The following is a 24,653-nucleotide window of genomic DNA, read 5'->3' as shown; positions in this document are numbered from 1 at the left end:
TTCAATAAGACTTATTGATTGAATTGTAGATACTTGAAGTGCGGCGTATTTTCGCTCTGCACCTTGAAGTCGATGTCGTCGCGCATCGACCAGGTCAGCATCTGGTGGTGGATCGGGATGTAGAGGATCTCGTCGTGCACGATCTCCCACGCTTCCGCGATCATCTCGTTGCGTGCCTCCTCGTCGATCTCCTGCCCCATCGCCACGGTCAGCTCGTCCACCCGCTCGTCGGAGTAGCCGGTGAAGTTCCACGAACCGCGATCGCCGTCCTTGGTGTGGTAGAGGTAGTTGAAGATGTACTCGGAATCCATGGTGGGCACGCCCCAGCCCAGCAGGTAGAAGTCGTACTCCTCACGCGCCAGCTCGGCGAAGTGCAGCGAACGGGTCTGGGCCACCAGGTCCACGGTGATGCCGATACGCGCCAGCATGCTGACCACTGCCTGGCAGATCTGCTCGTCGTTGACGTAGCGGTCGTTGGGGCAGTTGAGCGTGACGCGGAAACCGTCACCGTAGCCGGCCTCCTCCATCAGCTCCTGGGCCCGTTCGACATCCGCCTCCGGCACTTCGTCCATCTCTTCCGTGTAGCCGTTGACGAAGGGCGGCGCGATCATGCCGGCCGGCTGGGAGTTGCCGCGCATCACCGCGCGCTGAATGGTGTTGGCGTCCACCGCCAGGTTGATCGCCTCGCGTACGCGGCGGTCGGCGAAGGGGTTGTCGTCGGTGTCGGCGGTGCGCAGTTGGGCCGAGCCCATGTCCATGCCGAGGAAGATGGTGCGGTTCTCTGGGCCCTGCTCGTTCTTGATACCGTCGGCTTCGGCCAGGCGCTCGATGTCCTGGACCGGGGTTTCCTGCAGGAAGTCGACCTCGCCGGAGAGCAGCGCCGCCACGCGGGTGGAAGCCGACTCGATGGGCGTGAACACCAGGCGGGAGATCTCCATCGGGTACTCATCGATACCCCAGTAGTCGTCGTTGCGCACGAACACGGTGCGCACGTCGGGCTCGCGGCTCTCGACGCGGAACGGACCGGTGCCGTTGGCGTTGCGCACGGCATAGGTCTCTTCGCCGGCGGCGTAGTTCTGCGGCTCCTCTACGCCGTGCTCCTCCGCCCACTCGCGGCTCATGATGAACAGGTTGGTGAAGTTGTTGGGCAGCAGCGGGTTGGGCTCGCTGGTCTCGATCTCGACGGTATGGTCGTCGACGGCGCGCACCTCGGAAATGGAGGTGAGCAGGCCGCGCATGTCGGAATTCTCGTGACGCGCGCGATTGATGGAGAAGACCACGTCATCGGCGGTCAACGACTGGCCTTCGTGGAAGGTCACACCTTCGCGGATCTTGAACACCCAGACGGTGGGTTCGTCCTCCTTCACGTGCCACTCGGTGGCCAGGCCCGGCTGATACTCGACGTCCATGTCCTGGAACAGCAGCGTATCGAAGATCTGATGATTGACCGAATGGGTCGGCCCCTCGTTCTGCGAATGGGGGTCCATGGTCAGGCTGTCCGCGGAACGGGTCCAGCGCAGGGTCTCGGCATTCGCGGCGGTGGCCAGCATGGCGCCGATCACGGCGGTGGCCAGAAGGGTCTTCTTGGGTAGCATCTTGTTATTTCCTCAATCAAGCGTTTGATGGGCATTCGCCCTGGAGAGGTTCTCCCATACCTTAGCCAAGAAAGCCAGAATTGCCTTAGGAATACTTTTCAGCGCTATTTCGACTATTGGCAGTTGCATTTGCGGTATCGAGACCGATTCTTGGTAAACCCCTCGGTCGGTGTCGCTGCGCCGACAATAGACGCAATTACTAAATCAAGGGAGAGCCACCGATGGCACTGCTGACGACCCGGGTCGCCCCGGAGTGGGTCGACTACAACGGCCATATGAACGATGCCGAATACGCCAGGGTGTTCTCGCTGGCGGTGGACACGCTGATGGAGCGGATCGGGCTGGATGCCGAGGGGCGCGAGCGCCTCGCCTATACCCTCTTCACCCTGGAGACCCACCTCTGCTACCGGCGCGAGGCCCACCAGGGGCAGGCGCTGACCGTCGAGGCGCTGCTGCTCGACCGCGACGCCAAGCGCCTGCACCTGTTCTTCACGATGCACGACGACGCCGGCGAGACGCTGGCCACCAGCGAGCAGATGCTGATGGGCATCGACACGGGAAGCCACCGCCCCGCGCCCTTTCCGCCTGAGGTGGCCGAGGCCATCGATGCCCTGCCGCGAACCGAGGCCGCCGCCTGGCCGGAGGCGGCCGGGCGGCGGATCGGTATCCCGCGAAGGTGAGGAAGCATCGCGGCGCGTCTCGTCACCTCAGCGTACTGCACAACCAAACATGCCTGAACATTTAATTGACACTTTTGTACAGTGCCGTCTACTGTTGTCGAATACACAACAAGATGGAGGCCGGGGCATGGCCAACGATCCGCTGCTGCAGCCCTTTCAGCTCAAGCACCTGACCCTCAGGAACCGGCTCATGATGACCTCCCACGAGCCGGCTTATCCAGAGGACGGGATGCCCAAGGCGCTCTACCGCGCCTATCACGTCGAGCGGGCCAGGGCGGGCCTGGGCCTAACCATGACCGCCGGTTCTGCGGCGGTGGCCAAGGACAGCCCACCGGTGTTCAACAATATCCTCGCCTACAAGGACGAGGTGGTGCCGTGGATGCGTGAGCTCGCCGACGCCTGCCATGAACACGGCACCGCAGTGATGATCCAGCTCACTCATCTGGGCCGGCGCACCCGCTGGGACAAGGGCGACTGGCTGCCGGCGCTGTCGGCCTGCCACCGCCGCGAGCCGGCCCACCGGGCCTTCCCCAAGCAGGTCGAGGAGTGGGACATCGAGCGCCTGATCCGCGACTACGCCGACGCCGCCGAGCGCATGTATGCCGCCGGCCTCGATGGCATCGAGCTGCAGGCCTACGGCCACCTGATGGACCAGTTCTGGTCGCCGCTGACCAACACCCTCGAGGAGCCCTACGGCGGCGACCTCGACAACCGGCTGCGCTTCACCTTCGAGGTGCTGCGGGCCATTCGCCAGCGGGTCGGTGACGAGTTCATCGTCGGCGTACGCTACACCGGCGACGAGATGCTGGAAGGCGGGCTCACGGCCACCGACGGCATGGCGATATCGCGGCGCCTGAAGGAGAGCGGCCTGATCGACTTCCTCAACGTGGTGCGCGGACACATCGACACCGACGCAGGGCTCACCGACGTGATCCCCATCCAGGGCATGCCCAGCGCCCCGCACCTCGACTTCGCCGGCGAGATCAAGCGCCAGGTCGACTTCCCCACCTTCCACGGCGCCAAGATCCAGGACGTGGCCACCGCCCGCCACGCGATCGCCTCGGGCAAGGTCGACATGATCGGCATGACCCGCGCCCACATGGCCGACCCACACATCGTGCGCAAGATCGTCGAGGGTCGCGAGGAGGAGATCCGCCCCTGCGTCGGCGCCAACTACTGCCTCGACCGCATCTACCAGGGCGGTGCCGCCTACTGCATCCACAACGCCGCCACCGGGCGCGAAACCACCATGCCCCACACCATCCCCAAGGCGGCGCAAAAGCGCCGGGTGGTGATCGTCGGCGCCGGCCCCGCAGGCCTGGAGGCCGCCCGCGTCGCTGGTGAACGGGGCCATGACGTACTGGTGCTGGAAGCCGCCAGCGACGCCGGCGGCCAGGTGCGCCTCACCGCGCAGAGCGAGCGCCGCCGCGAGATGCTGGGCATCATCGACTGGCGTCTGGCGCGCTGCGAGGCGCTCGGCGTCGAGATCCGTTACAATGTCTGGGCCGAGGTCGAGGACGTGCTCGCCGAGCAGCCGGACGTGGTGATTGTGGCCACCGGCGGCTACCCCATGGAAGACCAGCCCGCGGTCGGCCACGAGTTGGTGGCGAACACCTGGGACATCCTCTCCGGTCACGTGGCGCCGGGCAGCCGGGTGCTGCTGTTCGACGATGCCGGCGATCATGCCGCCATGCAGGCGGCGGAGATCATCGCCGCCAGCGGCGCCGAACTCGAGATCATGACCCCGGATCGCACCTTCTCGGCGGAGATCATGGGCATGAACCTGGTACCCTACATGCGCGCCCTGCAGCGCCCCAACGTCACCTTCACCCCCACCTACCGGCTGAAATCGGTGCAGCGCGACGGCGGCGAGCTGCTCGCCAGGATCACCAGCGACTACGTATCGCCGGGCAAGCAGGACCTGGAGCAGGAGCGGCGCGTCGATCAGGTGGTGGTCAACTACGGCATCACACCGATGGCGGACGTCTACTTCGAGCTCAAGCCGCACTCCAGCAACGGCGGCGAGGTGGACTACGACGACTTGATCGCCGGCCGGCCCCAGGCGGTCGTGCGCAACCCGCAAGGCCGCTTCCAGCTGTTCCGCATCGGCGATGCCGTCGAGTCGCGCAATACCCATGCGGCGATTTATGATGCTTTGCGGCTGGTGAAAGATATCTAATCGATGGAGCGCGACTCGATGGCCACCGCCCCTGACGGCGACACCAAATGGAAAGGCTCCCGCGAGGCCTGGCTCGACGCCGCCTTCGAGCTGCTGCTCGACTCCGGCGTGGAGAGCGTGCGCATCCTGCCGCTGGCCAAGCGGCTCAAGGTGTCGCGCACCAGTTTCTACTGGTTCTTCAAGGATCGCGAGGCGCTACTCGACGCCCTGATCGAGCGCTGGCGGGAGAAGAATACCCATGGCCTGGTGCGCCGGACCGAAGCCTACGCCGAGAGCATTACCGAGGCGATTCTCAACGTCTTCGACTGCTGGCTGGACCCCGAGCTGTTCGACTCCCCGCTGGAGTTCGCCATGCGCAGCTGGGCGCTGCAGTCGGATGAGGTGGCCAAGGAAATCGACATGGCCGACGAGGCGCGCATCGAGGCACTGACGCAAATGTTCGAGCGCTACGGCTTCGAGCCTCTGGCGGCCAACGTGCGCGGCCGCACCATTTACCTCACCCAGATCGGCTACATCTCGATGAAGACCCAGGAAGCCCTCGAGGTTCGCATGCAGCGCATCCCCGCCTATGTCGAGATCTTCACCGGGCAACCGCCGCGCCCCCAGGAGCTGCAGCGCTTCCAGGCCCGACATGGCTATGCCTTGGAAACCACCGACTAGCGCGGTGCCAGCGCTTCATCGCCGAATAACTGCTGGACGAGAAAGCCGAACGCCAGTGCCTGCATATGGGCGCGCTGGTGGTTGTCGGCCGCGCCGCCGTGGCCGCCCTCGATGTTTTCGTAGTAGAGCACCTGATGCCCCTGCCCGCTCATGCGCGCCATCATCTTGCGCGCGTGGCCGGGGTGGACGCGGTCGTCGCGGGTGCTGGTCATCAACAGCATGGGCGGATACTCGGCCGCGGGATCGAGGTTGTGGTAGGGCGAGACATCACGCAGGAATTGCCAGTCGTCGCTCTCGGGGTCGCCATACTCGGCCATCCACGAGGCGCCGGCGAGCAGCAGGTGGTAGCGGCGCATGTCGAGCAGCGGCACCTGGCACACCACGGCGCCGAGCCGCTGTGAGTAGCGGGTGAGCATGTTGCCCACCAGCAAGCCGCCGTTGGAACCGCCCTGGATGCCCAGCCGCCGCGGCGAGGTGACGCCGCGCTCGATCAAATCTTCTGCCACCGCGGCGAAGTCCTCGAACGCCTTGTGGCGCTGGTCGCGCAGCGCCGCCTGGTGCCAGCGCGGGCCGTACTCGCCGCCGCCGCGGATGTTGGCCACCACGTAGACCCCGCCGCGGCTGAGCCAGGCGCGCCCCACGCCGGGGCTGTAGCCGGGCAGCAGCGGCACCTCGAAACCGCCGTAGCCATAGAGCAGGGTCGGGTGCTCGCCGTTCGGCTCGAGGTCGCGGCGCGCCACCTGGAAATAGGGAATCGGCGTGCCGTCCTGGCTGGTGGCGAAGTGCTGGGTCACCTCGAGCCCCTCGGCATCGAACAGCGCCGGGGCCTGCTTGAGGGGTTCCAACTCCTCGCCGACCCGACCGTGCAGCAGCGTGGTCGGCGTCAGGTAGTCGCTGACGATGACGAACACCTCGTCGCTCTCCTCGTCGTCCACCGCGCTCACGCTGATGCTGCCCAGCGTCGGCACGCCGGGCAGCGGCTCGGGCTGCCAGTGGCCTTCGCTCGGCGTCAGCACGTAGAGCCGGTGCTTGACGTCGTCGAGCACGTTGAGGATCAAGTGGCGGCGGGTCCAGGTGACGTCGGAGAGCGAGGTGCGTTCGGTGGGGGTGAACAGCACGCGCAGCTCGCGTTCGCCGTTCATGAAGGCGTCGAAGTCGGCAATCAGCAGCGCGCCGGCGGGGTGAGTGGTGCCCGCCACCTCCCAGGGTTCGCGCAGCTCCACCAACAGCCACTCGCGGTGCACCTGCTTGTGGGCGGAGTTGGGCACCTCGATGCGGGTGAGGCGGCCGTCGGCCTCGCGCAGATAGAGCTCGTTGTCGTAGAAGGCCCGGGCGCGGCTGACGAAGTCGCGCTCGAAGCCCGGCGTCGGGTCGTGCCCCGCGCCCACCGCCATGTCGTCGGGCTCGCCCTCGAAGACCGTCTCGGCCTCGGCCATCGGCGTGCCGCGCCGCCACTGCTTGACGATGCGCGGGTAGCCGGAGCTTGTCATTGAGCCTTCGCCGAAGTCGGTCTGGACGTAGACCGTGTCGCGGTCGATCGAGCCCAAACCGCCCTTGGCCTCGGGGCGGTAGAAACCCGCCTCGACCCAGCGCTTCTCGACTAGGTCGAACTCACGGGTGACGTCGGCGTCGGCACCGCCGCGCGAGAGCGACACCAGGCAGTGGCGCCAGGGCGCGTCGGGCGAGACGGGACGCAGGCAGTGAGCGCCGTGCCACACCCAGTTCTCGCCCTCCTCGGCGTTGAGCGCGTCGAGGTCGATCAGCACTTCCCACTCGGGCCGCGCCTTGCGGTATTCAGCCAGGCTGGTGCGCCGCCAGAGCCCGCGAGGGTGGTCGCGGTCCTGCCAGAAGTTGTAGAAGTACTCGCCGCGCTTGACCACGAAGGGGATGCGGTCGTCGGCCTCGAGGATCGCCTGCAGGTCGTCGCGCAGCTCAGTGAAGCCCGGCGCATCGGCGAGCCTGGCCTGGCTCTCGGCATTGCGCTCCTCGACCCAGGCCAGGGCGCGCTCACCCTCGACCTCCTCCAGCCACAGGTAAGGGTCGTGCTCGTCGAAGGGGGCAGCCATGCGGGTCTCCTGGTGGGTAACGGTTGCCCACCAAGCTAGCCTGCCCCGGTCGCGGACTCAATGTGTCAGCGTTGGAATACCACCGTGCGGTTCTTGTTCAGGAATACGCGTCGCTCCACATGCAGCGCCACCGCCCGGGCCAGGGTCAGGCATTCGATATCGCGGCCCTTGGCGACCAGGTCCTCCGGGTAGTCGGCGTGGCTGACCGGCTCGACGCCTTGGGTGATGATCGGCCCCTCGTCGAGGTCGTCGTTGATGTAGTGGGCGGTGGCGCCGACCAGCTTGACCCCCTTCTCGTAGGCCTGATGGTAGGGGCGCGCCCCCTTGAAGCCGGGCAGCAGCGAGTGGTGGATGTTGATCGCCCGGCCGGCGAGCCTGGCACTCATCTCGCTAGACAGCACCTGCATGTAGCGCGCCAGGATGACCAGCTCGGCCCCGCTCTCCTCGATCACCCGCCACACCTGGGCCTCCTGCTCGGGCTTGGTCTCGGCGGTGATCGGGAAGTGGTGATAGGGAATGCCGTGCCACTCCGCCAGCGAGGCCAGGTCGGGGTGGTTGGAGACGATGGCGCGGATGTCGATCGCCAGCTGCCCGGTGCGGTAGCGGTAGAGCAGGTCGTTGAGGCAGTGGTCGGCCTTGGAGACCATGATCACCACCGGCAGGCGCCTGTCGGGTGGGGTCAGCTCGAAGGTCATGTCGAACTCCGCGGCGCGCTCGGCGAAAGCGGCATGGAAGGCGCCGGCGTCGAAGCCGTCCTCCTCGGGGCGGAATTCGGTGCGAATGAAGAAGCGACCGCTCAGGCGATCATCGAAGGATTGCTGTTCGGTGATGTAACAGCGCCGTTCCTTGAGGAAGCGGGTCACCACGTCGACGGTGCCCAGGCGGCTGGGACACTGCGCGGCCATGATCCAGATGTCGTCGTGTCGGTTCATGCTGCTCCCTCCGGCGGCTGGTGCCTAAGGGCACCGTATGGAAAAAAGGGCCGGGGAAACCCCGGCCAAACGCGCCTGGCAAACGAGACGCCGAGTCACTTCTCCACGCCGATGGCGTACTCAGCGCCGGCATCGAGCAGCCAGCGGTAGCAGTAGTCGGCGAAGCTGCGGCGCAGCACCAGCTCCCAGCGGGTCTCCGTGGGGCGGCGCAGGATCAGGTTGGCCTTGGCGAACACCGTGGTGACGCCCTTGCCGACCGGGAAGGCGTCGGGGTGCACGTCGTAGGGCGTCGATTTCATCAGCAGCTCGCGCGCCTTGTCGCCCTCGAGTTCGAGCAGGGTCTGGCCGCCGCTGACGTTGACGATGGCGTAGTGGGCATTGCCGAGGGCCTCACGCAGCTGACGCTCCAGGGTGAACTCCTCGCCGCCGGGCACGATGACGAGCCACTCGTCGGGCGAGAGCCACTGGATCGAACGCTCGCCGTCGTCGCTCAGGCTGAGGGTATTGGGCCGCGCCGGCAGGCCGAAGCCGAGCACACCGCGCACCGCCTCGTCGAGCACGATGGCGCCGCCGCGCAGGATCAGATGCCCGGCCATGGCGCGCTCGCGCAGGATGACACGGCTCTTCTCGCTGACGCTCGGGCGGCCGCTGGTGTGGTAGGACCAGGCCAACGGGGACTCCGCCGGCACCTCGGTCTTAGGGCGCGCGTCGTAGACGTTGGCCCGGGTCGCTGTGGAATCAGACATTCTGGCGCTCTCCCTTGGGATCGTAGAAGATCGTGCCGACGATTTCCGCGGCGTGGGTCTTGCCGTCGGCCATGGGCAGGTAGACGGTCTCGCCCATGCGCTGATGGCCGCCCTTCACCACCGCCAGGGCAAAGCCGCTATTCAGCGTCGGGCTGTAGTAGCTCGAGGTCACGTGCCCGGCCATGGGCATGGGAATGGCGTGATCCGGATCGAAGACGATCTGGGCGCCCTCCTCCAATACCACCGTGGGGTCCTTGGGCTTGAGGCCCACCAGCTGCTTGCGATCCGTGCGGCGGGTATCGGAGCGCGTCAGCGCGCGCTTGCCGATCCACGAGAACGGCTTGTCGTAGCCGACCGCCCACTGCATGCCGAGATCCTCCGGCGTCACCGAGCCGTCGCTGTCCTGGCCGGCGATGATGAAGCCCTTCTCGGCCCGCAGCACGTGCATGGTCTCGGTACCGTAGGGCGTCAGGCCGTACTTCTCGCCGTGCTCGAACAGGGTCTTCCACACGTGCATGGCATAGTTGGCCTGGACGTTGATCTCGTAGGCCAGTTCCCCGGTGAAGGAGATACGGAACACCCGCGCCGGCACGCCGGCGACGTTGCCCTCGCGCCAGTCCATGAACTTGAAGGCACTGCGGTCGAGGTCGATGTCGGTGATCTCGGCCAGCAGCTTGCGCGCCTCGGGCCCCGTCACCGTCATGGTGGCCCAGTGGTCGGTCACCGAGGTGAAGGTCACGTCCAGCTCGGGCCACTCGGTCTGGTGCCACAGCTCCAGCCACTCCAGCACGCCGGCGGCACCGCCGGTGGTGGTGGTCATCAGGAAGTGGTTCTCGCCCAGGCAACTGGTGGTGCCGTCGTCCATCAGCATGCCGTCGTCCTTGCACATCAGGCCGTAGCGCACGCGGCCCACCTCGAGCTTCAACCACTTGTTGGTGTAGACGCGGTTGAGGAACTCGCGGGCATCCGGGCCCTGGATGTCGATCTTGCCCAGGGTGGAGGCATCGAGAATGCCGACCTTCTCGCGCACCGCGAGGCACTCGCGGGCCACCGCCTCGTGCATGGTCTCCTTCTTGCCGTTGACCGTCTGCGGGAAGTACCAGGGGCGCTTCCACTGGCCGACATCCTCGAACTCGGCGCCGTTCTCCACGTGCCACTGATGCAGCGCGGTGTAGCGCTCGGGGTCGAACAGCTCACGGCAGTGGCGGCCGACGATGGCGCCGAAGGTGACCGGCGTGTAGTTGGGCCGGAACACCGTGGTGCCCACCTCGGGAATCGACCTGTTCAGGCAGCGCGCGGCGATGGCCATGCCGTTGATGTTGCCGAGCTTGCCCTGGTCGGTGCCGAAGCCCATGGCGGTGTAGCGCTTGACGTGCTCGATCGATTCGAAGCCCTCGCGCGTCGCCAGCTCGATGCCCGCCGCGGTCACGTCGTTCTGCAGATCGACGAACTGCTTGGGCGCGCGCAGGGTCGGCTTCTCATGGGGAACCTGGTAGAGCGCACAGGCCGCTCCCTCGCGCCGGGCCTCGACCTGCGGCAGCTCGATCACCTGCGCGGGGCGGTTCAGGGCCTCCAGCGCCTGGGTGGCCATGGCGACCCCGTCGGCCATGCCGGCGGCCAGGTCGTGGATGCCACGCGCGCTGCCGGCGGCGTGCACGCCCTTGACCAGGCTGGGGACGAAACCGAGGATCTCCTCGTTCCAGGTCGGCCGCGCCCCGGTGTGCGAGGCCAGGTGGATCACCGGGCTGTAGCCGCCGGAGCTGGCGATGGTGTCGCAGTCCAGCGTCTCGGCCTGGCCGGTGACCTTGAAGGCGCCGGCATCGATGGTGGCGACACGCGCCCCGTTGACGCGGTTCGCTCCCTTGGCCTCGAGCACGGCGGCCCCTTCGATGATGCGGATACCGCGGGCGCGGGCCTGCTCGACCCATTCGCCGTTCGGCGCCGGGCGGGCGTCGACGATGGCCACCACCTCACGGCCGGCGTCGATCCAGTCGAGCGCGGCGCGGTAGGCGTAATCGTTGCTGGTGGAGAGCACCAGCTTGTGGCCGGGCACCACGCCGTAGCGACGAATGTAGGTAGAGACCGCACCGGCCAGCAGGTTGCCCGGCAGGTCGTTGTTGCCGTAGACCAGCGGCCGCTCGTGAGCGCCGGTGGCCAGCAGCACCTGGCCGGCACGCACGCGGTGCATGCGCGAGCGCGAGGGACGGTGGCCGTTGACCAGCGGTGCCGTCTCGCCCAGGTGCTCGGTGCGCCGCTCGTGCAGCGTCACGAAATGGTGGTCGTGGTAGCCATTGGCGGTGGTGCGGGCCAGCAGAGTGACATTGTCCAGCCCCGCGAGCTCCTTCAGCACGCGCTCCGCCCACTGGGCGGCAGGCTGGTTGTCGATCAGCTCGCGGCTGTCGAGCAGCGAGCCGCCCATCTCCTCCTGCTCGTCGGCCAGGATCACCCGGGCACCGCTGCGCGCCGCGGTCAATGCCGCCGCCAGCCCGGCCGGACCGGCCCCGATCACCAGCAGGTCGCAGTGCTGGTTGAGGTGGTCGTAGGTATCGGGATCGCGCTCCATGGGGCTGCGCCCCAGGCCGGCACTCTTGCGGATGTACTTCTCGTAGGTCATCCACATGGAGGCCGGGGCCATGAAGGTCTTGTAGTAGAAGCCCGGCGGCATGAAGCGCCCGCCCACCTTGCCGACCCAGCTCATGAGGTCGTGCTGCACGTTGGGCCAGCCGTTGGTGCTACGCGCAACGAGCCCGTCGAACAGCGCCTGCTGGGTAGCACGCACGTTGGGCACCTGGGCCGCTTCGGTGCTGCCCAGCTGGACCAGCGCATTGGGCTCCTCGGCGCCGGCAGCGACGATGCCGCGCGGGCGCGAGTACTTGAAGCTGCGGTTGACGATGTCCACCCCGTTGGCCAGCAGCGCCGAGGCGAGGGTGTCGCCGGCATGGCCCTGGTAGCGCTGGCCGTTGAAGGTGAAGCTCAGCTTGCGCGAGCGGTCGATGCGCCCGCCCTCTTTGAGACGATTCGGCTGTTTCAAGGACTTGCTCATGCCCGCTCTCCCTTGACCGATGCCACGGCGGCGCCGCTGGCACCCACGGTCTGCTGTCCGCCGCTGGCGACCTGCACGTTGCCCTGGTTGTCCCCACCCGCCGCACGCTCGGCGGTGACCGTCGGCCGTTCGCCGATCTTGTAGGTCTCGAGGATCTCGTAGGTCACGGTGTTACGCGTGACGTTGAAGAACTTGCGACAGCCGACGGCGTGCACCCACAGCTCGTGATGGATGCCGCGCGGGTTGTCACGGAAGAACAGGTAGTCGCCCCACTCCTCGTCCGAGCAGGCCTCGGGATCCTTGGGCCGCACGATGTGCGCCTCGCCCTTGGGATGAAACTCCTCTTCCTCGCGGAGCTCCTCGCAGTAGGGGCAGTAGATATGGAACATGGAGATGCCTCCTCAGTGAGCAACGCCGGCCGCACCGTGCTCGTCTACCAGAGCACCGGTATGGAAACGGTCGATGGAGAACGGGGCCGCGAGCGGGTGGGCCTGGTTCTTGGCCAGGGTCCAGGCGAACACGTGACCGGAACCCGGGGTGGCCTTGAAGCCGCCGGTGCCCCAGCCGCAGTTGAAGAACAGCCCCTTCACCGGCGTGGCCGAGAGAATCGGGCAGGCGTCCGGGCAGGTGTCGACGATGCCGCCCCACTGCCGGTTCATGCGCACCCGCGAGAAGATCGGGAACATCTCGACGATGGCCTGCAGGGTGTGCTCCACGGTGGGATAGCTGCCGCGCTGGCCATAGCCGTTGTAGCCGTCGATACCGGCGCCGATGACCAGGTCGCCCTTGTCGCTCTGGCTGATGTAGCCGTGCACGTGGTTGGACATCACCACGGTGTCGAGAATCGGCTTGAGCGGCTCGGAGACCAGCGCCTGCAACGGATGCGACTCCAGCGGCAGGCGGAAACCGGCCATCTTCGCCAGCACCCCCGAGTTGCCCGCCGCCACGCAGCCGACGGTCTTGGCCTCGATGTCGCCGCGGTTGGTGTGCACCCCGTAGACGCGGCCGTCGCGAATCTTGAAGCCGGTGACCTCGGTGTTCTGCAGCAGGTCGACGCCCAGCGCGTCGGCGGCGCGGGCAAAGCCCCAGGCCACGGCGTCGTGGCGCGCCACACCGGCGCGCGGCTGCCAGGACGCCCCCATGATCGGGTAACGGGCGTTCTTCGAGCAGTCCATGATCGGCACGAGCTCCTGGATCTGCTCGGGGGTGAGCACCTCGCTGTCGATGCCGTTCAGGCGGTTGGCGTTGACCCGGCGCTGAACGTCACGCATGTCCTGCAGGGTGTGGGCGAGGTTCATCACCCCGCGCTGGGAGAACATCACGTTGTAGTTGAGGTCCTGCGACAGCCCTTCCCACAGCTTCATCGAGTGCTCGTAGAGCGCCGCCGCCTCGTCCCACAGGTAGTTGGAGCGCACGATGGTGGTGTTGCGCGCGGTATTGCCGCCGCCCAGCCAGCCCTTCTCCAGCACCGCCACGTTCCTGACGCCGTGCTCCTTGGCCAGGTAGTAGGCGGTGGCCAGGCCGTGGCCGCCGCCGCCGACGATGATCACGTCGTACTGCTTCTTGGGCGTGGGGTTGCGCCACTGGCGCTCCCAGTTCTCATGGTGGCTCAGGGCGTGCTTGGCCAGCCCGAATCCTGAATAGCGTTGCATCTCGTCTCTCCTCGACCGGCCCCGCCGAGCGGGGCCGGTGACATACGGGTTCAGGCGGTGGCGGTTTCCTGGGCCGCGGCCGGAGCGGCGGCGCCGTAGACCGGATGCCGCTCGCACAGCTCGGCGACCTTCGCGCGCACCTCGGCTTCCACGGCATCGCTGTTGCCCTGTTCGGCCAGCACGTCGAGGATGTCGCAGATCCAGCCGGCGAGCGCCTGGCAGTCGGCCACGTCGAAGCCGCGCGAGGTCACCGCGGGAGTGCCGATGCGCAGGCCGGAAGTGACGAAGGGGCTCTGCGGGTCGTTGGGCACGGCGTTCTTGTTGACGGTGATGTGGGCACGCCCCAGCGCCGCGTCGGCATCCTTGCCGGTCACGCCCTGGCGGATCAGCGAGACCAGGAAGAGGTGGTCCTCGGTGCCGCCGGAGACCACGTCGTAGCCGCGATCGAGGAACACCTCGGCCATGGCCTGGGCGTTGTCGATCACACGCTGCTGGTACTGCACGAAGGCCTGGCTCATGGCCTCCTTGAAGGCCACCGCCTTGGCCGCGATCACGTGCATCAGCGGGCCGCCCTGCTGGCCGGGGAACACCGCGCCGTTGAGCTTCTTGTACAGCTCCTGGTCGCCGTGGGCCGAGAGGATCAGGCCGCCGCGCGGGCCACGCAGGGTCTTGTGCGTGGTGGTGGTCACCACGTGAGCATGGGGAATCGGGCTGGGGTAGAGCCCAGCGGCCACCAGCCCCGCCACGTGGGCCATGTCGACCATCAGCCAGGCGCCGACCTCGTCGGCGATGTCGCGGAAGCGCCGCCAGTCGACCACGCGGGAGTAGGCGGAGAAGCCGGCGATGATCAGCTTGGGCTTGTGGCTGCGCGCCAGGCGCTCGACTTCCTCGTAGTCGATCTCGCCGGTCTCGGCATTCAGCCCGTACTGCACGGCGTGGTAGTGCTTGCCGGAGAAGTTGGGCGCCGCACCGTGGGTCAGGTGGCCGCCGTGGGCCAGGCTCATGCCGAGCACGGTATCGCCCGGCTTGACCAGCGCCATGAAGGCGGCGGCATTGGCCTGCGCACCGGAGTGGGGCTGGACGTTGGCGTAATCGGCGCCGAACAGGCTGCAGGCCCGCTCGATGGCAAGCTTCTCGACCACGTCGACGTGCTCGCAGCCACCGTAGTAGCGCTTGCCCGGGTAGCCCTCGGCGTACTTGTTGGTCAACTGGGTGCCCTGGGCCTCCATGACCGCGCGGCTGGCATAGTTTTCCGAGGCGATCAGCTCGACGTGCGCCTCCTGGCGGGCCACTTCCTCGGCGATGGCGGCGGCGATCTGGGAATCGAATGACGCGAGTCCGGCTTGGTTCATGACTGACTCCTGTTGTTGTGACCCGTTGTAACGGTGACGTGTCTGGGCGGGGTGTTGTCTTCTGAATCTATCGGCAACCCGCAGGGGTTAGAAATTTGAAATCCTTATGCCTGGATCACCCTCGCGGGGAGGGTTTCGGCTCATGCGTCGATTAAAGGCTCACAAGAGAGAGAAAGATTGAACAAATGCGACAGCTTTGCTGAATGACAGGCACCGCCGGGGTCGGCCTACCACTTTTGGCGAAGGTCGCCCGCCAAGTACGAGCGTACGCCTGGAGCACGCATGAGGCGGGAGATAGCGATATGGTGGTCAGACCGCCGGTCGGGATTCGATATGCAGGAAGAAAGGGTCGACTCGGTCGCTTCCCGGCTCCTCAGCGCGCTTGCGCATCTCCGACGGCGGCATGCCGAAGGCGCTGCGAAAATGCCGCGAGAAATGGGCCGTATCGGCGAAGCCGCAGCGCTCGCCGATCTCGGTGACGCTCTTGCCGGTGTAGTGCAGCAGCCACAGCCCGTAGCGCAGGCGCAGATCGCGCGCGAATTTCTGCGGCCCGACGCCCAGCGTCTCGCGGAAGCGGCGCTCCAGGTTGCGGCGTGAGGTCCCCACTCGCTCCGCCAGCGTCTCCATCGAGATCGGCTCGCCGAGATGTTGCTCGAGCACGGCGATGGAACGGCGCACCAGGCGATCCTCGATCTTGCCGAACACCACCGGCTGCGGCTGGGGATGCGCGCCGATGCGGGCTTCGTCGAGCAACATGATGCGCAGGCTCTTCATGGCCCAGGCCTTGCCCAGATGCCGCTCGACCAGATAGGCGGCGAGGTCTGCCCCCGCCGAGCCACCGGCGCAGGTAAGCCGGTCGCCATCATCCACAAAAAGCCGGTCGGCCACCGGCTCGATGGTGGGGAAGCGCTGGATCATGTCGCGATGGTGATACCAGCTCACGCAGCAGCGCCGCCCGTTCATCAGGCCGGCCTGGATCAGGGCGAAGGCGCCGGTACACAGCCCCACCAGCGGCACCTGGGCATGCGCCGCCCGGCGCAGGTAGGCCAGCGCCGTGGTATCGGCGCGGTCGGCGTCGTCCAGCACGCCGCCGATCACCACGATGTAATCGAAGGACTCCGGGTCGCGGAAGGGCTCGCAAGGCGTGATGGCCGCCCCGCAGCTGGAGGTCGCTGGCGCCCCCGTACTGGTCATGAACGTCCAGTGGCAGCGCAGCTGGCGGCTGCGGTCGCCCTCGTCGGCGGCCAGGCGCAGGCAATCGACGAAGGCCGCGAACGGCAGCAGGGTGAAGCGGTGCAGCAGGACGAAGCCGACCGAGAGGGGCTCGCCCCTGAGAGGAGGATTCATGGCGGCTCCTGCGTCGCGAAGGGTGCTACCGGGCGAACGAGGCCCATCGCCTCGACTCTATCGGATTCTGCGAGCCTGTAAACTGCTGAAGCGAGGTATTCCCCCCTCCCCTGCCGTCTCCGGGGCTATACCGGAGACGGCATCCTGTATTTCAGGAGTGCCTCTGGCTGAATTCCATCGGCCTCATTATCAGCGACACCCCCACATAACAGGCCGAAGAGACGGCACAACCGGTCAGCGGTCCGATCAGCCACCCCACGTCGGCAAATAGCATCATGTAGCCACTGGTGAAGAACCCCACCAGCATGGCAGTGAGTGCCCCCCAGGCGGTGCCTTGCCAGAACGTCGAGATGAAGACTGGCCCGATCATGCTGGCGAGCAGCGTGCCGGAACCCAGGATCCCCAGCCAGGAAAGCATGAACGGAGGTGCATAGAGCATCATCAGCAGTGCTACGATGCCGAGCAACACCACGGCCGCGCGATTGATCCTCAGCGCCATGCGCTCACTGGAGACAGGACCGAACAGAGATAGCCGAAGATCATGCGAGGTCGCCGAAGCCACGGTATGCAGCAGCGAGTTTGCCGTGGATTTCATGGCGAAGATTATGAAGAGCGTGATGACGCCTTGGATGGCCGGATGCATGAACTGCTCGAGGTAGATCGGCATTGCCATGTCGGGATCGGCGAGGTCGGGCATGTGCATACGCACATAGAGGCCGACAATAGGGATCAAGCTCAGCAGCGCGCCGAGTATCGCCACGTAGAGCCCCACCTTGTGCAGCTTGACGTCCGGCTTCATGGCCAGGAACCGGATGGCCATGTAGGGCAGCACGGCGGCAAACAGGAAGGCGTAAGGCAGCACCAGGAAGACGGTGCCGATGGAGTCGCCGTAGTGCGCCCCGGTGGTGGGGTTGAGCAGCTCGGGGTCAATGGCGTTGAGGGACGCCTCCCAGTTGCCGAGATCCACCGAGGTGAAGATCTGCACCATGATGATGACCGCCGCCAGAGCCATCCCACAGACCATCACGGTGTCGGTCCAGGCGACCGCGGCGAGACCGCCCAGCATGGTATAGATAATGATCACCGCGACCATCAGGAAGGCGCTCTGGTTTAACTCGATCCCCAGCCAACTGGCCCCCAGCAGCCCCACTGCCTTGATCTGGCTGGTCAGGAAGACCAAGAGCAGCAGGATGGTGATGAAGGCTGCCACCCCCTGGAGCACTCGCCCCATGGCGCCGCTGCCATGGCTCTGTGCGATATACTCAGGGATAGTGTTGCTGCCCATCTCGAGCGCCCGTCGCTGCAGAAAGCGTGCGAAGTAGAGGACGGCGATCATCATGGCGGGGGCAAAGAAGAAATTGCCGAGCACCTCGATGGCACCAAACTGGTAAGTCACACCGGGAGAGCCCATGAAACCCCAGCCGCTGAAGCCGGTGGCCACGATGGTACCAGCCGCCACGAAGGCGCCCAAGGATCGCCCCGCGACCAGAAAACCTCCCTCATCGTTCTTGTTCATATATTTCGAGGAGAGATAGCCGAGATAAATCAACAAACCGAAGGTCAGAATCAATAGCCCCCAGTTGAACAACTTGTAGGCATCCATGATCACCTCCTCATCGAACCATCAGCGGAATTTCGCTTCAGCTCTCTGCGAAGGTAAACAGCTCCAGAGTGGATCAGCATGTAGCAAGTCAGTACAAGAAACGTTACCAATACCCAGGAATTCATCTACACATCCTCTTGTTCTTGGCTTCACTAATTTTGTGGGTGATATTGTTTGTTGGATCCAGCGTCATCAAGGTATTTTACGCCCCTCCTCCCCGCCAATTTGTAAGCAAAATGCCTTCATAAAATATCGAAATGGCTTGAATTATGACCAACATACCGACTGATCTTCTGCGCACCTTCGTCACCATCAAAGACCTCGGTGGCTTCACCAGTGCCGGCGAGCTGCTGGGCCGCTCGCAGCCGGCGATCAGCCTTCAGGTCAAGAAACTCGAGGAGTTGTTGAACACCAAGATCTTCCTGCGCGGCTCCAGCCTGGAGCTGACAGAAGATGGCGAATACCTCTACGAGGCCGCACGCCAGATGCTGGAAATCAACGATCAGATCATCGCCAAGGTCAGGGGCGACAACGTTTCCGGCAAGGTCAGGCTCGGTATTCCCAACGATTTCGAGCTGGCGTTTCTGCCCAAGGCGCTGCGGAATCTCTCGCGCGTCTACCCCAACATCGTGGTCGAGGTCGACTGCGAGATCAGCAAGGTCATCCTGCAGCGCTATCAGAAGGGGCATTATGATCTTGCCCTGGCCATGGAGTACGCCAAGGAGGACGAGGACCGGGACGCGCGCGACTACCGGCTGGAAGGCCTGGAGTGGGTCTACAAGGACAGCCGGCTCATCGATGGCGATGACGACCCCATTCCGCTGATCGCCTACCCTCAGGGCTGCGTCTATCGCTCCCTGATGGAGGAGGCTCTGCAATCGCAGCAGCACCCTTTCCGCTTCATGTACACGAGCACCAGCCTGCTCGGCATCTTCTCGGCGGTGGAAGAGGGGCTGGGTATCACCGCGATGGCGAGATCGGTGATACCCGAGCACTTGAAGCATACCGTCCGATCCGGGAGCCTTCCCGAGCTCGGCAAAGTCTGTATCGGCCTGTACTACAAGCAGCGGGAGCTCAATGTCGCCTCTCGCCACGTACTCGACTTCCTTCGCTCAGGACTGGCCAACATGTAGCCGAGGCATCGCCCGCTGCGCCGGCGGCCAATGGCCCATTCAGCCGAAGGTGCGAGCGATCCCCGCGATGCATTCGTCGAGAATCCACTCGCCTTTCTCGGCGGTGGCCTGCGCCGGGGAAGAGAGCGTCCCCGAACTCGGCACCCAGCTCGGATCCGGCGGGAAGACGTCGTAGGGCGGGAATTCCGCCGGCGGGATATCGACCGCCTTCGCCATGTCCACCAGCTCGGGATGAATCTTCAGCATGATCGAGGTCTCCAGCACGCCGCCGTGTTCGACCGCCCAGCCCGAGAAACCGTCCGGGAAGACCTTCTCGATGGTGGCCTCGCTGATGAAGTCCCAGTAGGAGAGCAGCACAACCCGTATCTCCTTGCCGGACAATCTGGCGTGCTTCACGGCTCGATCGGCCGCCTCGACCAGGAACATCGAGTTCTCGAAGTGGCCGTTGATCAGCACGAACTCCCGGTTGCCATGCGCCGCGTAGGCGAGGATCACGTCATAGGCGTACTCCTCCAGAGCGCGACCGCCGACGCAGGTGGTACCAGGGAAGAAGTTGCCGCCCCCCGACTTCACCTGCGACTTGTAGCCGTAGGCAATGGGCGGCGCGACCAGCATGTTGCCGCTGCGCTCTGCCACGCGGCAGGCGATGTATTCCGGTATCAGCACGTCCGGGTTCAACGACATGTGCGGCCCATGCTGCTCGATGGCCCCCACCGGCAGCAGGATTCGGCTGCCGCCATCCTGCACCCGGTCGCGGTAGGTCATCCAGTCCAGCTCCGCCAGCTTGACGCTATTCATCAGGTTTTTCCCTCCATCATGGTCTTCAGCGAGTATTCGCGTCGAAAGGCACTATCCTGCTGTACGGCACGCACGATGGAGAAGGCCATCAGCACCATGATCAGGGAGAAGGGCAGCGCCGAGAGAATGGCGGCCGTCTGCAGCGTCGACAGCGCCCAGGCCCCGCCCACCAGCAGCAGCACCGCCGCGACGGCCCCCTCCATGACGCCCCAGAAGACGCGATGCCGGGAGAGCGGATGCGGATCGCCCTCGCTGAGAATGGTGGTGATGACCAGGGTTCCCGAATCCGAGGAAGTGATGAAATAGGTCGCCACCAGCACGGTACCGAAGAACCCGGCCAGTACGCCGATGACGCCGACGTCCATGGCGGAGAAGGTGGCATAGAGCGCCAGGGAAACGTCCTTGGACACCGCTTCGGAGATGCCGCCACTGCCGAACAGCTCCTCGTACAGCGCGGTGCCGCCATACGCGGAGAGCCAGACGAAGGAGAGCAGCGAGGAGACGCCCACCACGCCGAAGATGAACTCGCGGATGGTACGCCCCCGGGAGACCCGGGCCACGAAGACCCCCACGAACGGTGCCCACGACATCCACCAGCCCCAGTAGAAGACGGTCCACCAGCCCTGCCAGGAGTCCTGCCATGACGCGGCACCGTTGGCCGCCGTCGCGTTGCTGCCCGTGTAGAAACTCAGCGGAATCACCGAGCGTAGGTAATCGCCCGTTGACTCAAGCAGCCCGCCGATGATGTAGCGCGTCGGCCCGAAGGCGAAGAAGAAGGCAAGCAGCAGGAAGGTCAGCCACATGTTGGCTTGTGAAAGATACTTGATGCCGCGCTTGAGACCGGTCAGCACCGAGATCAGGGCCAGTACGGTGATCACGCCGATCAGCGCCACCTGTACCAGGCTATTGACAGGCACGTCCCAAAGATAATTAAGGCCGGAATTGATTTGCTGAACGCCCAGGCCCAGGGAAGTGGCGATACCAAAGAGGGTGGCAAAGACAGCAATGATATCGATGAGATTACCAATCCAGCCATTGACCTTCTCCCCCAGCAAGGGATAGAGCGTATAGCGGATGCTCAACGGCTTGCCGTAGCGGTAGGCCATCAGGGCGAGGCCGAGGGCGACGATGCAGTAGATGGCCCAGGCGTTCAGGCCCCAGTGGAAATAGGCCAGCCGCATGGCGATGTCGGCGGCTTCGGCGTTGCCTACCGCCGAGGAGAAGGGGGTCCCCTGGGAGAGGTGCATGATCGGCTCGGCGATCGACCAGAAGATGATGCCGATGCCCTGGCCGGCGGCATAGAGCATGGCAAACCAGGTGAAGTAGCCGAACTCCGGCTTTTCGTGCTCCTCCCCCAGCTTCAGGCGTCCGTACTTGCTGAACGCCAGGACCAGCAGAAAGATCAGGAAGCTCGCCGCCAGGCCGACATACCACCAGTTGAAGTAGAAGGTCACGAAGGTCCTTCCCTGGTCGATCAACGCCGTGGTGGCTTGCGGGAAGAGAATGGCCAGCGCGATGAACGCTGCCATGACGATGACCGATACCAGGGTCACCAGTGGGTTCACCCCTTTGAAGGGGCCCGAGTGCAGGACCATGGTCGTCCTCCTCTGCTGTTTGTTCTTATAGGCGGAAAGGGGGCGTAGCGCCCCCTCGATACTTACTTGACGATGTTGTGCTCCGGCCCGTACGGGAAGCCGGTGATGTTCTCGGCGCCGTGTTCGTTCACGACGAGTATGTCGTGCTCACGGTAGCCGCCCGCCCCCGGGCGCCCTTCCGGCACCATGATCATCGGCTCCATGGAGACCACCATGTTGGGCTCGAGCACGGTCTCGATGTCCTCGCGCAGCTCGAGGCCCGCCTCGCGGCCGTAGTAGTGGCTGAGGGTGCCGAAGGAGTGGCCGTAGCCGAAGGTGCGGTACTGCAGCAGGTCATGCTTGGCGAAGATCTCGTTGAGCTCGTGGGCGATGTCGCAGCAGCGTACCCCGGGCTTGATCAGCTCCTGGCCGCGGCGATGCACCTCGCAGTTCACCTCCCACAGGCGCAGATGCTCGTCGGAGGCGTGCTCGCAGAACAGGGTGCGCTCCAGCGCGGTGTAGTAGCCCGAGATCATCGGGAAGGTGTTGAGGCTCAGGATATCGCCGGGCTGCACGCGGCGGCTGGTTACCGGGTTATGGGCACCGTCGGTGTTGATGCCCGACTGGAACCAGACCCAGGTGTCCATCAGCTCGCCGTGCGGGTAGGTCTTGGCGATCTCGCGCACCATGGCGGCTTGGCCGGCCAAGGCCACCTCGTACTCCGGCACGCCTGCCTTGATCGCATCGCGCACGGCCACGCCACCCACGTCGGCGACGCGCGCGCCCTGGCGGATCAGGGCGATCTCCTCGGCCGACTTGATCATGCGCATCTTCATGGTCGGCACGCCGATGTCGGTGAGCTCCACCTCGCCGAGTGCGGAGAGCAGCTTCTCCCGGTTCTGCAGCGTGAGGTGGTCGAACTCGACGCCCACGCGCTGCTTGCCCTCGCACAGCTGCTTGACCGCCTTGAAGAAGTTGTCCTTCTGCCAGTCGGTGTAGACGATGTTGTCGCCCAGGCGATTGCGCCGATAGGGCTGGCCGCCGTCGATATTGGCGGTGACGGTGGTAAAACGATCCTGGGTCACGACCAGGCCGTAATCGCGCCCGAACTTGCAGTAAACGAAGTCACTGAAGTAGTTGATATTGTGGTACGAGGTCAGCACGACGGCGTCGACGTCATTGGCCGCCATGTACTCCCGAAGCCGCTTCAGACGCCCGTGCATCTCGGCATCGGAAAACGTCGGCACGACCTTGTCGCCATTGGGAATTTCGATCAGCGATGGAAGCTTCATGTTGTTGTCTCCTTCGTCTCTTCACGCGACACATGTCGCAGGTTTAGAACCGACCTTTACTGTCACACCAGGCTCATTGGCTGCATCGAGCTCGCTGAACTGCATGATGGAAAGTCGGTATCTGGATTCCAGTATCTTCACCAGACTCATGATGTGATTGAACTCTTCGTCTTCCGCCAGGAAGTCGATGCCGAACATGTCGATGCCGAGGCAGGCCACTTCGTAGGTTTTTTCCACGCGCAGGAAGGCGGTGACATTGCGCCTCAATTCACCGGCGTCATGTAACACCTTCGAGTCGGAAGCCACTCTCAGCACCAGTCGCCAATGTTTCATTTCCGCGTTCTCCAGCCGTCTGGAAAGACTATGGCCAGCGCCGATCGGCAACACCAATGACTAGTGCAAATAGGGGCATTGGCATCGGCAATGCCACGCAGAGGGGGCCGCGCCATGCCGGATTCAGGCGTGAGCGCAAGCAGGGCAGGCGGGCAGACGGGCAGACAGGCAGGCGCAGCAGCCTGGCGGCCGCCGCGTCAGCGAGAGACGAGGGAGAGCGGAGCTGGGGTCAGCCCCCGGTCATGTTCATGAAGCGCACCACCTGCACGTCGCCATCGGTGGTGAAGTGGTGGCGTTCGGGTTTCTTCTGCATGGCAGCGACGATGGCGGCCTTGAGCCGCTCGAGGTCGCCGGGGTGGCGGCGCATCACCGCTCGCAGGTCGACGGAGTGCTCGTTGCCCAGGCACAGCAGCAGGCGGCCCTCGGCGGTGACGCGCACGCGGTTGCAGGCGGCACAGAAGTTGTGGCTGTGGGGCGAGATAAAGCCGACCCGGATGTCCGAGTCAATCATCCGAAAATAGCGCGACGGCCCCAGGGAGGTTTCGGTGGTGGGCAGCAGCGCGTGGCGCGCCTCGATGGCGGCACGCACCGTATCGCTTCCGCAGAAGGTCTCGCCGCGGTCGTGGCTCATGTTCTGGCCTAGCGGCATCTCCTCGATGAAGCTGATGTCCACCTGCTCCGCTCGCGCGAATTCCACCAGGTCGAGCACTTCGTCGTCGTTGCGCCCCTTGAGGATCACCGCGTTGAGCTTGATGCGCCCGAAACCGGCTTCGCGAGCGGCGCGGATGCCGTCGATGACTCGCGCCAGGTCGCCGGTGCGGGTCAGGGCGCGGAAGCGCTCGGGGTCGAGCGAGTCGAGGCTGACGTTGAGCCGCTTGAGGCCGCCCCGGTAGAGGGCGCGGGCGTGCTTGACGAGCCCGGCGCCGTTGGTGGTCATGCCGAAGTCGCGCAGCCCCGGCAGCGCGCCGAGTTCGGCCACCAGCTCATCAATGCCGCGGCGTACCAGCGGCTCGCCGCCAGTCAGGCGAATCTTCTCGACGCCCAGCTCGACGAAGGCGCGCGACAGCGTGGCGATTTCCTCCAGGGTGAGCAGCCTGGCACGGGGCAGAAAGGTCATCTCCTCGGCCATGCAGTAGACGCAGCGGAAGTCGCAGCGGTCGGTGACCGACAGGCGAACGTAGCGCACGGTGCGGCCGAAGCCGTCGATCAGGCTCATGCGTTCTCCTCGGCTCTTGCTTCGACAGGGGCCGCGGCGCCCATCGGCAGCCGGGCGATCAGTTCGCCGACCTGCTCGGCCACCTCGTTGACGGTCTCGTCGTCGTAGCGCTGCCCGCGGCGCTTGCGAAAACCCTGCTGGTAGAGCTTGACGTGTTCGGTGGGGCTCACCCCGGCGTTGGCCAGGCAGTGGGTGACGCAGTGCATCTGGCAACCGTCGATGGCAACGATGGGCCGCCCCGAGCGGGCGATGCGCACCAGCCCGGGCACGCCGCCGCCCACGCCGGAGATGCATGACATCTCGGCCACGCCGCTGTGGTCGAGTCGCACGGCGACGTCGTTGGCCAGTTGCGCCACGTCGGAGCAGCCGGAGCAGGAGTAGACCAGGGTTCTCGGCTTCTGCTTGGTTCGGGACATCTAGCCTCCCATTGTGTCAGCACGCCGCCCTGGCGG

20 protein-coding genes are annotated in these 24,653 nt (G+C 65.4%); 4 read left to right on the top strand and 16 right to left on the bottom strand.

Annotation, left to right across the window (positions count from 1 at the left end; all coding sequences use genetic code 11):
* Window positions 1-11 precede the first annotated feature (11 nt).
* Window positions 12-1,595, bottom strand: a complete 1,584-nt coding sequence (locus I4484_RS01485; RefSeq protein ID WP_197449288.1) for an ABC transporter substrate-binding protein — start codon at window positions 1,593-1,595, stop codon at window positions 12-14.
* 221 nt (window positions 1,596-1,816) lie between these two features.
* Here I4484_RS01485 and I4484_RS01480 point away from each other — a divergent pair, with 221 nt between their 5' ends.
* From I4484_RS01480 to I4484_RS01470, 3 genes are all read left to right on the top strand, one after another.
* The gene (locus tag I4484_RS01480) at window positions 1,817-2,275 is read left to right on the top strand and encodes a thioesterase family protein (RefSeq protein ID WP_197449287.1); all 459 of its coding nucleotides are present in this window, start codon (window positions 1,817-1,819) and stop codon (window positions 2,273-2,275) included.
* Between the two features lie 127 nt (window positions 2,276-2,402).
* Window positions 2,403-4,454 (top strand): NADH:flavin oxidoreductase, encoded by a 2,052-nt coding sequence (locus I4484_RS01475; RefSeq protein ID WP_197449286.1) that lies wholly within the window; start codon window positions 2,403-2,405, stop codon window positions 4,452-4,454.
* Window positions 4,455-4,472: 18 nt separating this feature from the next.
* Window positions 4,473-5,114, top strand: coding sequence for a TetR/AcrR family transcriptional regulator (locus tag I4484_RS01470; RefSeq protein WP_234283652.1), 642 nt, complete (start codon window positions 4,473-4,475; stop codon window positions 5,112-5,114).
* On the opposite strand, the gene I4484_RS01465 is transcribed toward I4484_RS01470, so the two are convergent.
* From I4484_RS01465 to I4484_RS01425, 9 genes are all read right to left on the bottom strand, one after another.
* The gene (locus I4484_RS01465; RefSeq protein WP_197449284.1) at window positions 5,111-7,180 is read right to left on the bottom strand and encodes a prolyl oligopeptidase family protein; all 2,070 of its coding nucleotides are present in this window, start codon (window positions 7,178-7,180) and stop codon (window positions 5,111-5,113) included. The two genes, I4484_RS01470 and I4484_RS01465, sit on opposite strands and share 4 nt — an antisense overlap.
* 65 nt (window positions 7,181-7,245) lie before the next feature.
* Entirely contained in the window at window positions 7,246-8,112 is an 867-nt protein-coding gene (gene purU / locus I4484_RS01460; RefSeq protein WP_197449283.1) for a formyltetrahydrofolate deformylase, read from the bottom strand.
* A 95-nt stretch (window positions 8,113-8,207) separates the two neighbouring features.
* Window positions 8,208-8,858: a sarcosine oxidase subunit gamma gene (soxG, locus tag I4484_RS01455; RefSeq protein ID WP_197449282.1), complete on the bottom strand. Its 651-nt coding sequence runs from the start codon at window positions 8,856-8,858 to the stop codon at window positions 8,208-8,210.
* On the bottom strand, window positions 8,851-11,901 hold the full coding sequence (locus I4484_RS01450) for a sarcosine oxidase subunit alpha family protein (RefSeq protein WP_197449281.1): 3,051 nt from the start codon (window positions 11,899-11,901) through the stop codon (window positions 8,851-8,853). The genes soxG and I4484_RS01450 overlap by 8 nt, the downstream gene beginning before the upstream one ends.
* On the bottom strand, window positions 11,898-12,290 hold the full coding sequence (locus I4484_RS01445; protein WP_197449280.1) for a sarcosine oxidase subunit delta: 393 nt from the start codon (window positions 12,288-12,290) through the stop codon (window positions 11,898-11,900). Before I4484_RS01445 ends, I4484_RS01450 begins: the two co-directional genes overlap by 4 nt.
* A 12-nt stretch (window positions 12,291-12,302) precedes the next feature.
* Window positions 12,303-13,553: a sarcosine oxidase subunit beta family protein gene (locus tag I4484_RS01440; RefSeq protein WP_197449279.1), complete on the bottom strand. Its 1,251-nt coding sequence runs from the start codon at window positions 13,551-13,553 to the stop codon at window positions 12,303-12,305.
* A 50-nt stretch (window positions 13,554-13,603) separates the two neighbouring features.
* Window positions 13,604-14,905 carry a serine hydroxymethyltransferase gene (gene glyA, locus I4484_RS01435; protein WP_197449278.1) on the bottom strand — a complete coding sequence of 434 codons (1,302 nt, stop codon included), beginning with the start codon at window positions 14,903-14,905 and terminating at the stop codon, window positions 13,604-13,606.
* A 309-nt stretch (window positions 14,906-15,214) separates the two neighbouring features.
* Window positions 15,215-16,252 (bottom strand): GlxA family transcriptional regulator, encoded by a 1,038-nt coding sequence (locus tag I4484_RS01430; RefSeq protein ID WP_197449277.1) that lies wholly within the window; start codon window positions 16,250-16,252, stop codon window positions 15,215-15,217.
* Window positions 16,253-16,403: 151 nt separating this feature from the next.
* On the bottom strand, window positions 16,404-17,855 hold the full coding sequence (locus tag I4484_RS01425; protein WP_234283653.1) for a sodium:solute symporter: 1,452 nt from the start codon (window positions 17,853-17,855) through the stop codon (window positions 16,404-16,406).
* Window positions 17,856-18,124: 269 nt separating this feature from the next.
* On the opposite strand from I4484_RS01425, the gene I4484_RS01420 reads away from it, so the two are divergent.
* A complete protein-coding gene (locus I4484_RS01420; RefSeq protein ID WP_159548253.1) occupies window positions 18,125-18,988 on the top strand; it encodes a LysR family transcriptional regulator in 864 nt (287 codons plus the stop codon).
* Window positions 18,989-19,027: 39 nt separating this feature from the next.
* On the opposite strand, the gene I4484_RS01415 is transcribed toward I4484_RS01420, so the two are convergent.
* The 6 genes from I4484_RS01415 to I4484_RS01390 form a co-directional block, all read right to left on the bottom strand.
* Window positions 19,028-19,786 (bottom strand): creatininase, encoded by a 759-nt coding sequence (locus I4484_RS01415; protein WP_234283654.1) that lies wholly within the window; start codon window positions 19,784-19,786, stop codon window positions 19,028-19,030.
* The gene (locus tag I4484_RS01410; protein WP_197449276.1) at window positions 19,786-21,381 is read right to left on the bottom strand and encodes a BCCT family transporter; all 1,596 of its coding nucleotides are present in this window, start codon (window positions 21,379-21,381) and stop codon (window positions 19,786-19,788) included. The genes I4484_RS01415 and I4484_RS01410 overlap by 1 nt, the downstream gene beginning before the upstream one ends.
* A 62-nt stretch (window positions 21,382-21,443) precedes the next feature.
* Window positions 21,444-22,652 carry a M24 family metallopeptidase gene (locus I4484_RS01405; protein WP_197449275.1) on the bottom strand — a complete coding sequence of 403 codons (1,209 nt, stop codon included), beginning with the start codon at window positions 22,650-22,652 and terminating at the stop codon, window positions 21,444-21,446.
* A gap of 21 nt (window positions 22,653-22,673) precedes the next feature.
* Window positions 22,674-22,985, bottom strand: a complete 312-nt coding sequence (locus tag I4484_RS01400) for a hypothetical protein (protein WP_159548247.1) — start codon at window positions 22,983-22,985, stop codon at window positions 22,674-22,676.
* A 229-nt stretch (window positions 22,986-23,214) separates the two neighbouring features.
* On the bottom strand, window positions 23,215-24,201 hold the full coding sequence (gene moaA, locus I4484_RS01395; protein ID WP_197449274.1) for a GTP 3',8-cyclase MoaA: 987 nt from the start codon (window positions 24,199-24,201) through the stop codon (window positions 23,215-23,217).
* The gene (locus I4484_RS01390) at window positions 24,198-24,617 is read right to left on the bottom strand and encodes a putative zinc-binding protein (RefSeq protein ID WP_197449273.1); all 420 of its coding nucleotides are present in this window, start codon (window positions 24,615-24,617) and stop codon (window positions 24,198-24,200) included. Before I4484_RS01390 ends, moaA begins: the two co-directional genes overlap by 4 nt.
* Between the last annotated feature and the right edge of the window lie 36 nt (window positions 24,618-24,653).

Origin of the sequence: Halomonas sp. SS10-MC5 (assembly GCF_015992245.1) — a bacterium.
Classification (GTDB): Bacteria; Pseudomonadota; Gammaproteobacteria; order Pseudomonadales; family Halomonadaceae; genus Halomonas; species Halomonas sulfidoxydans.
This window is presented reverse-complemented; position numbering and strand designations above follow the sequence as displayed.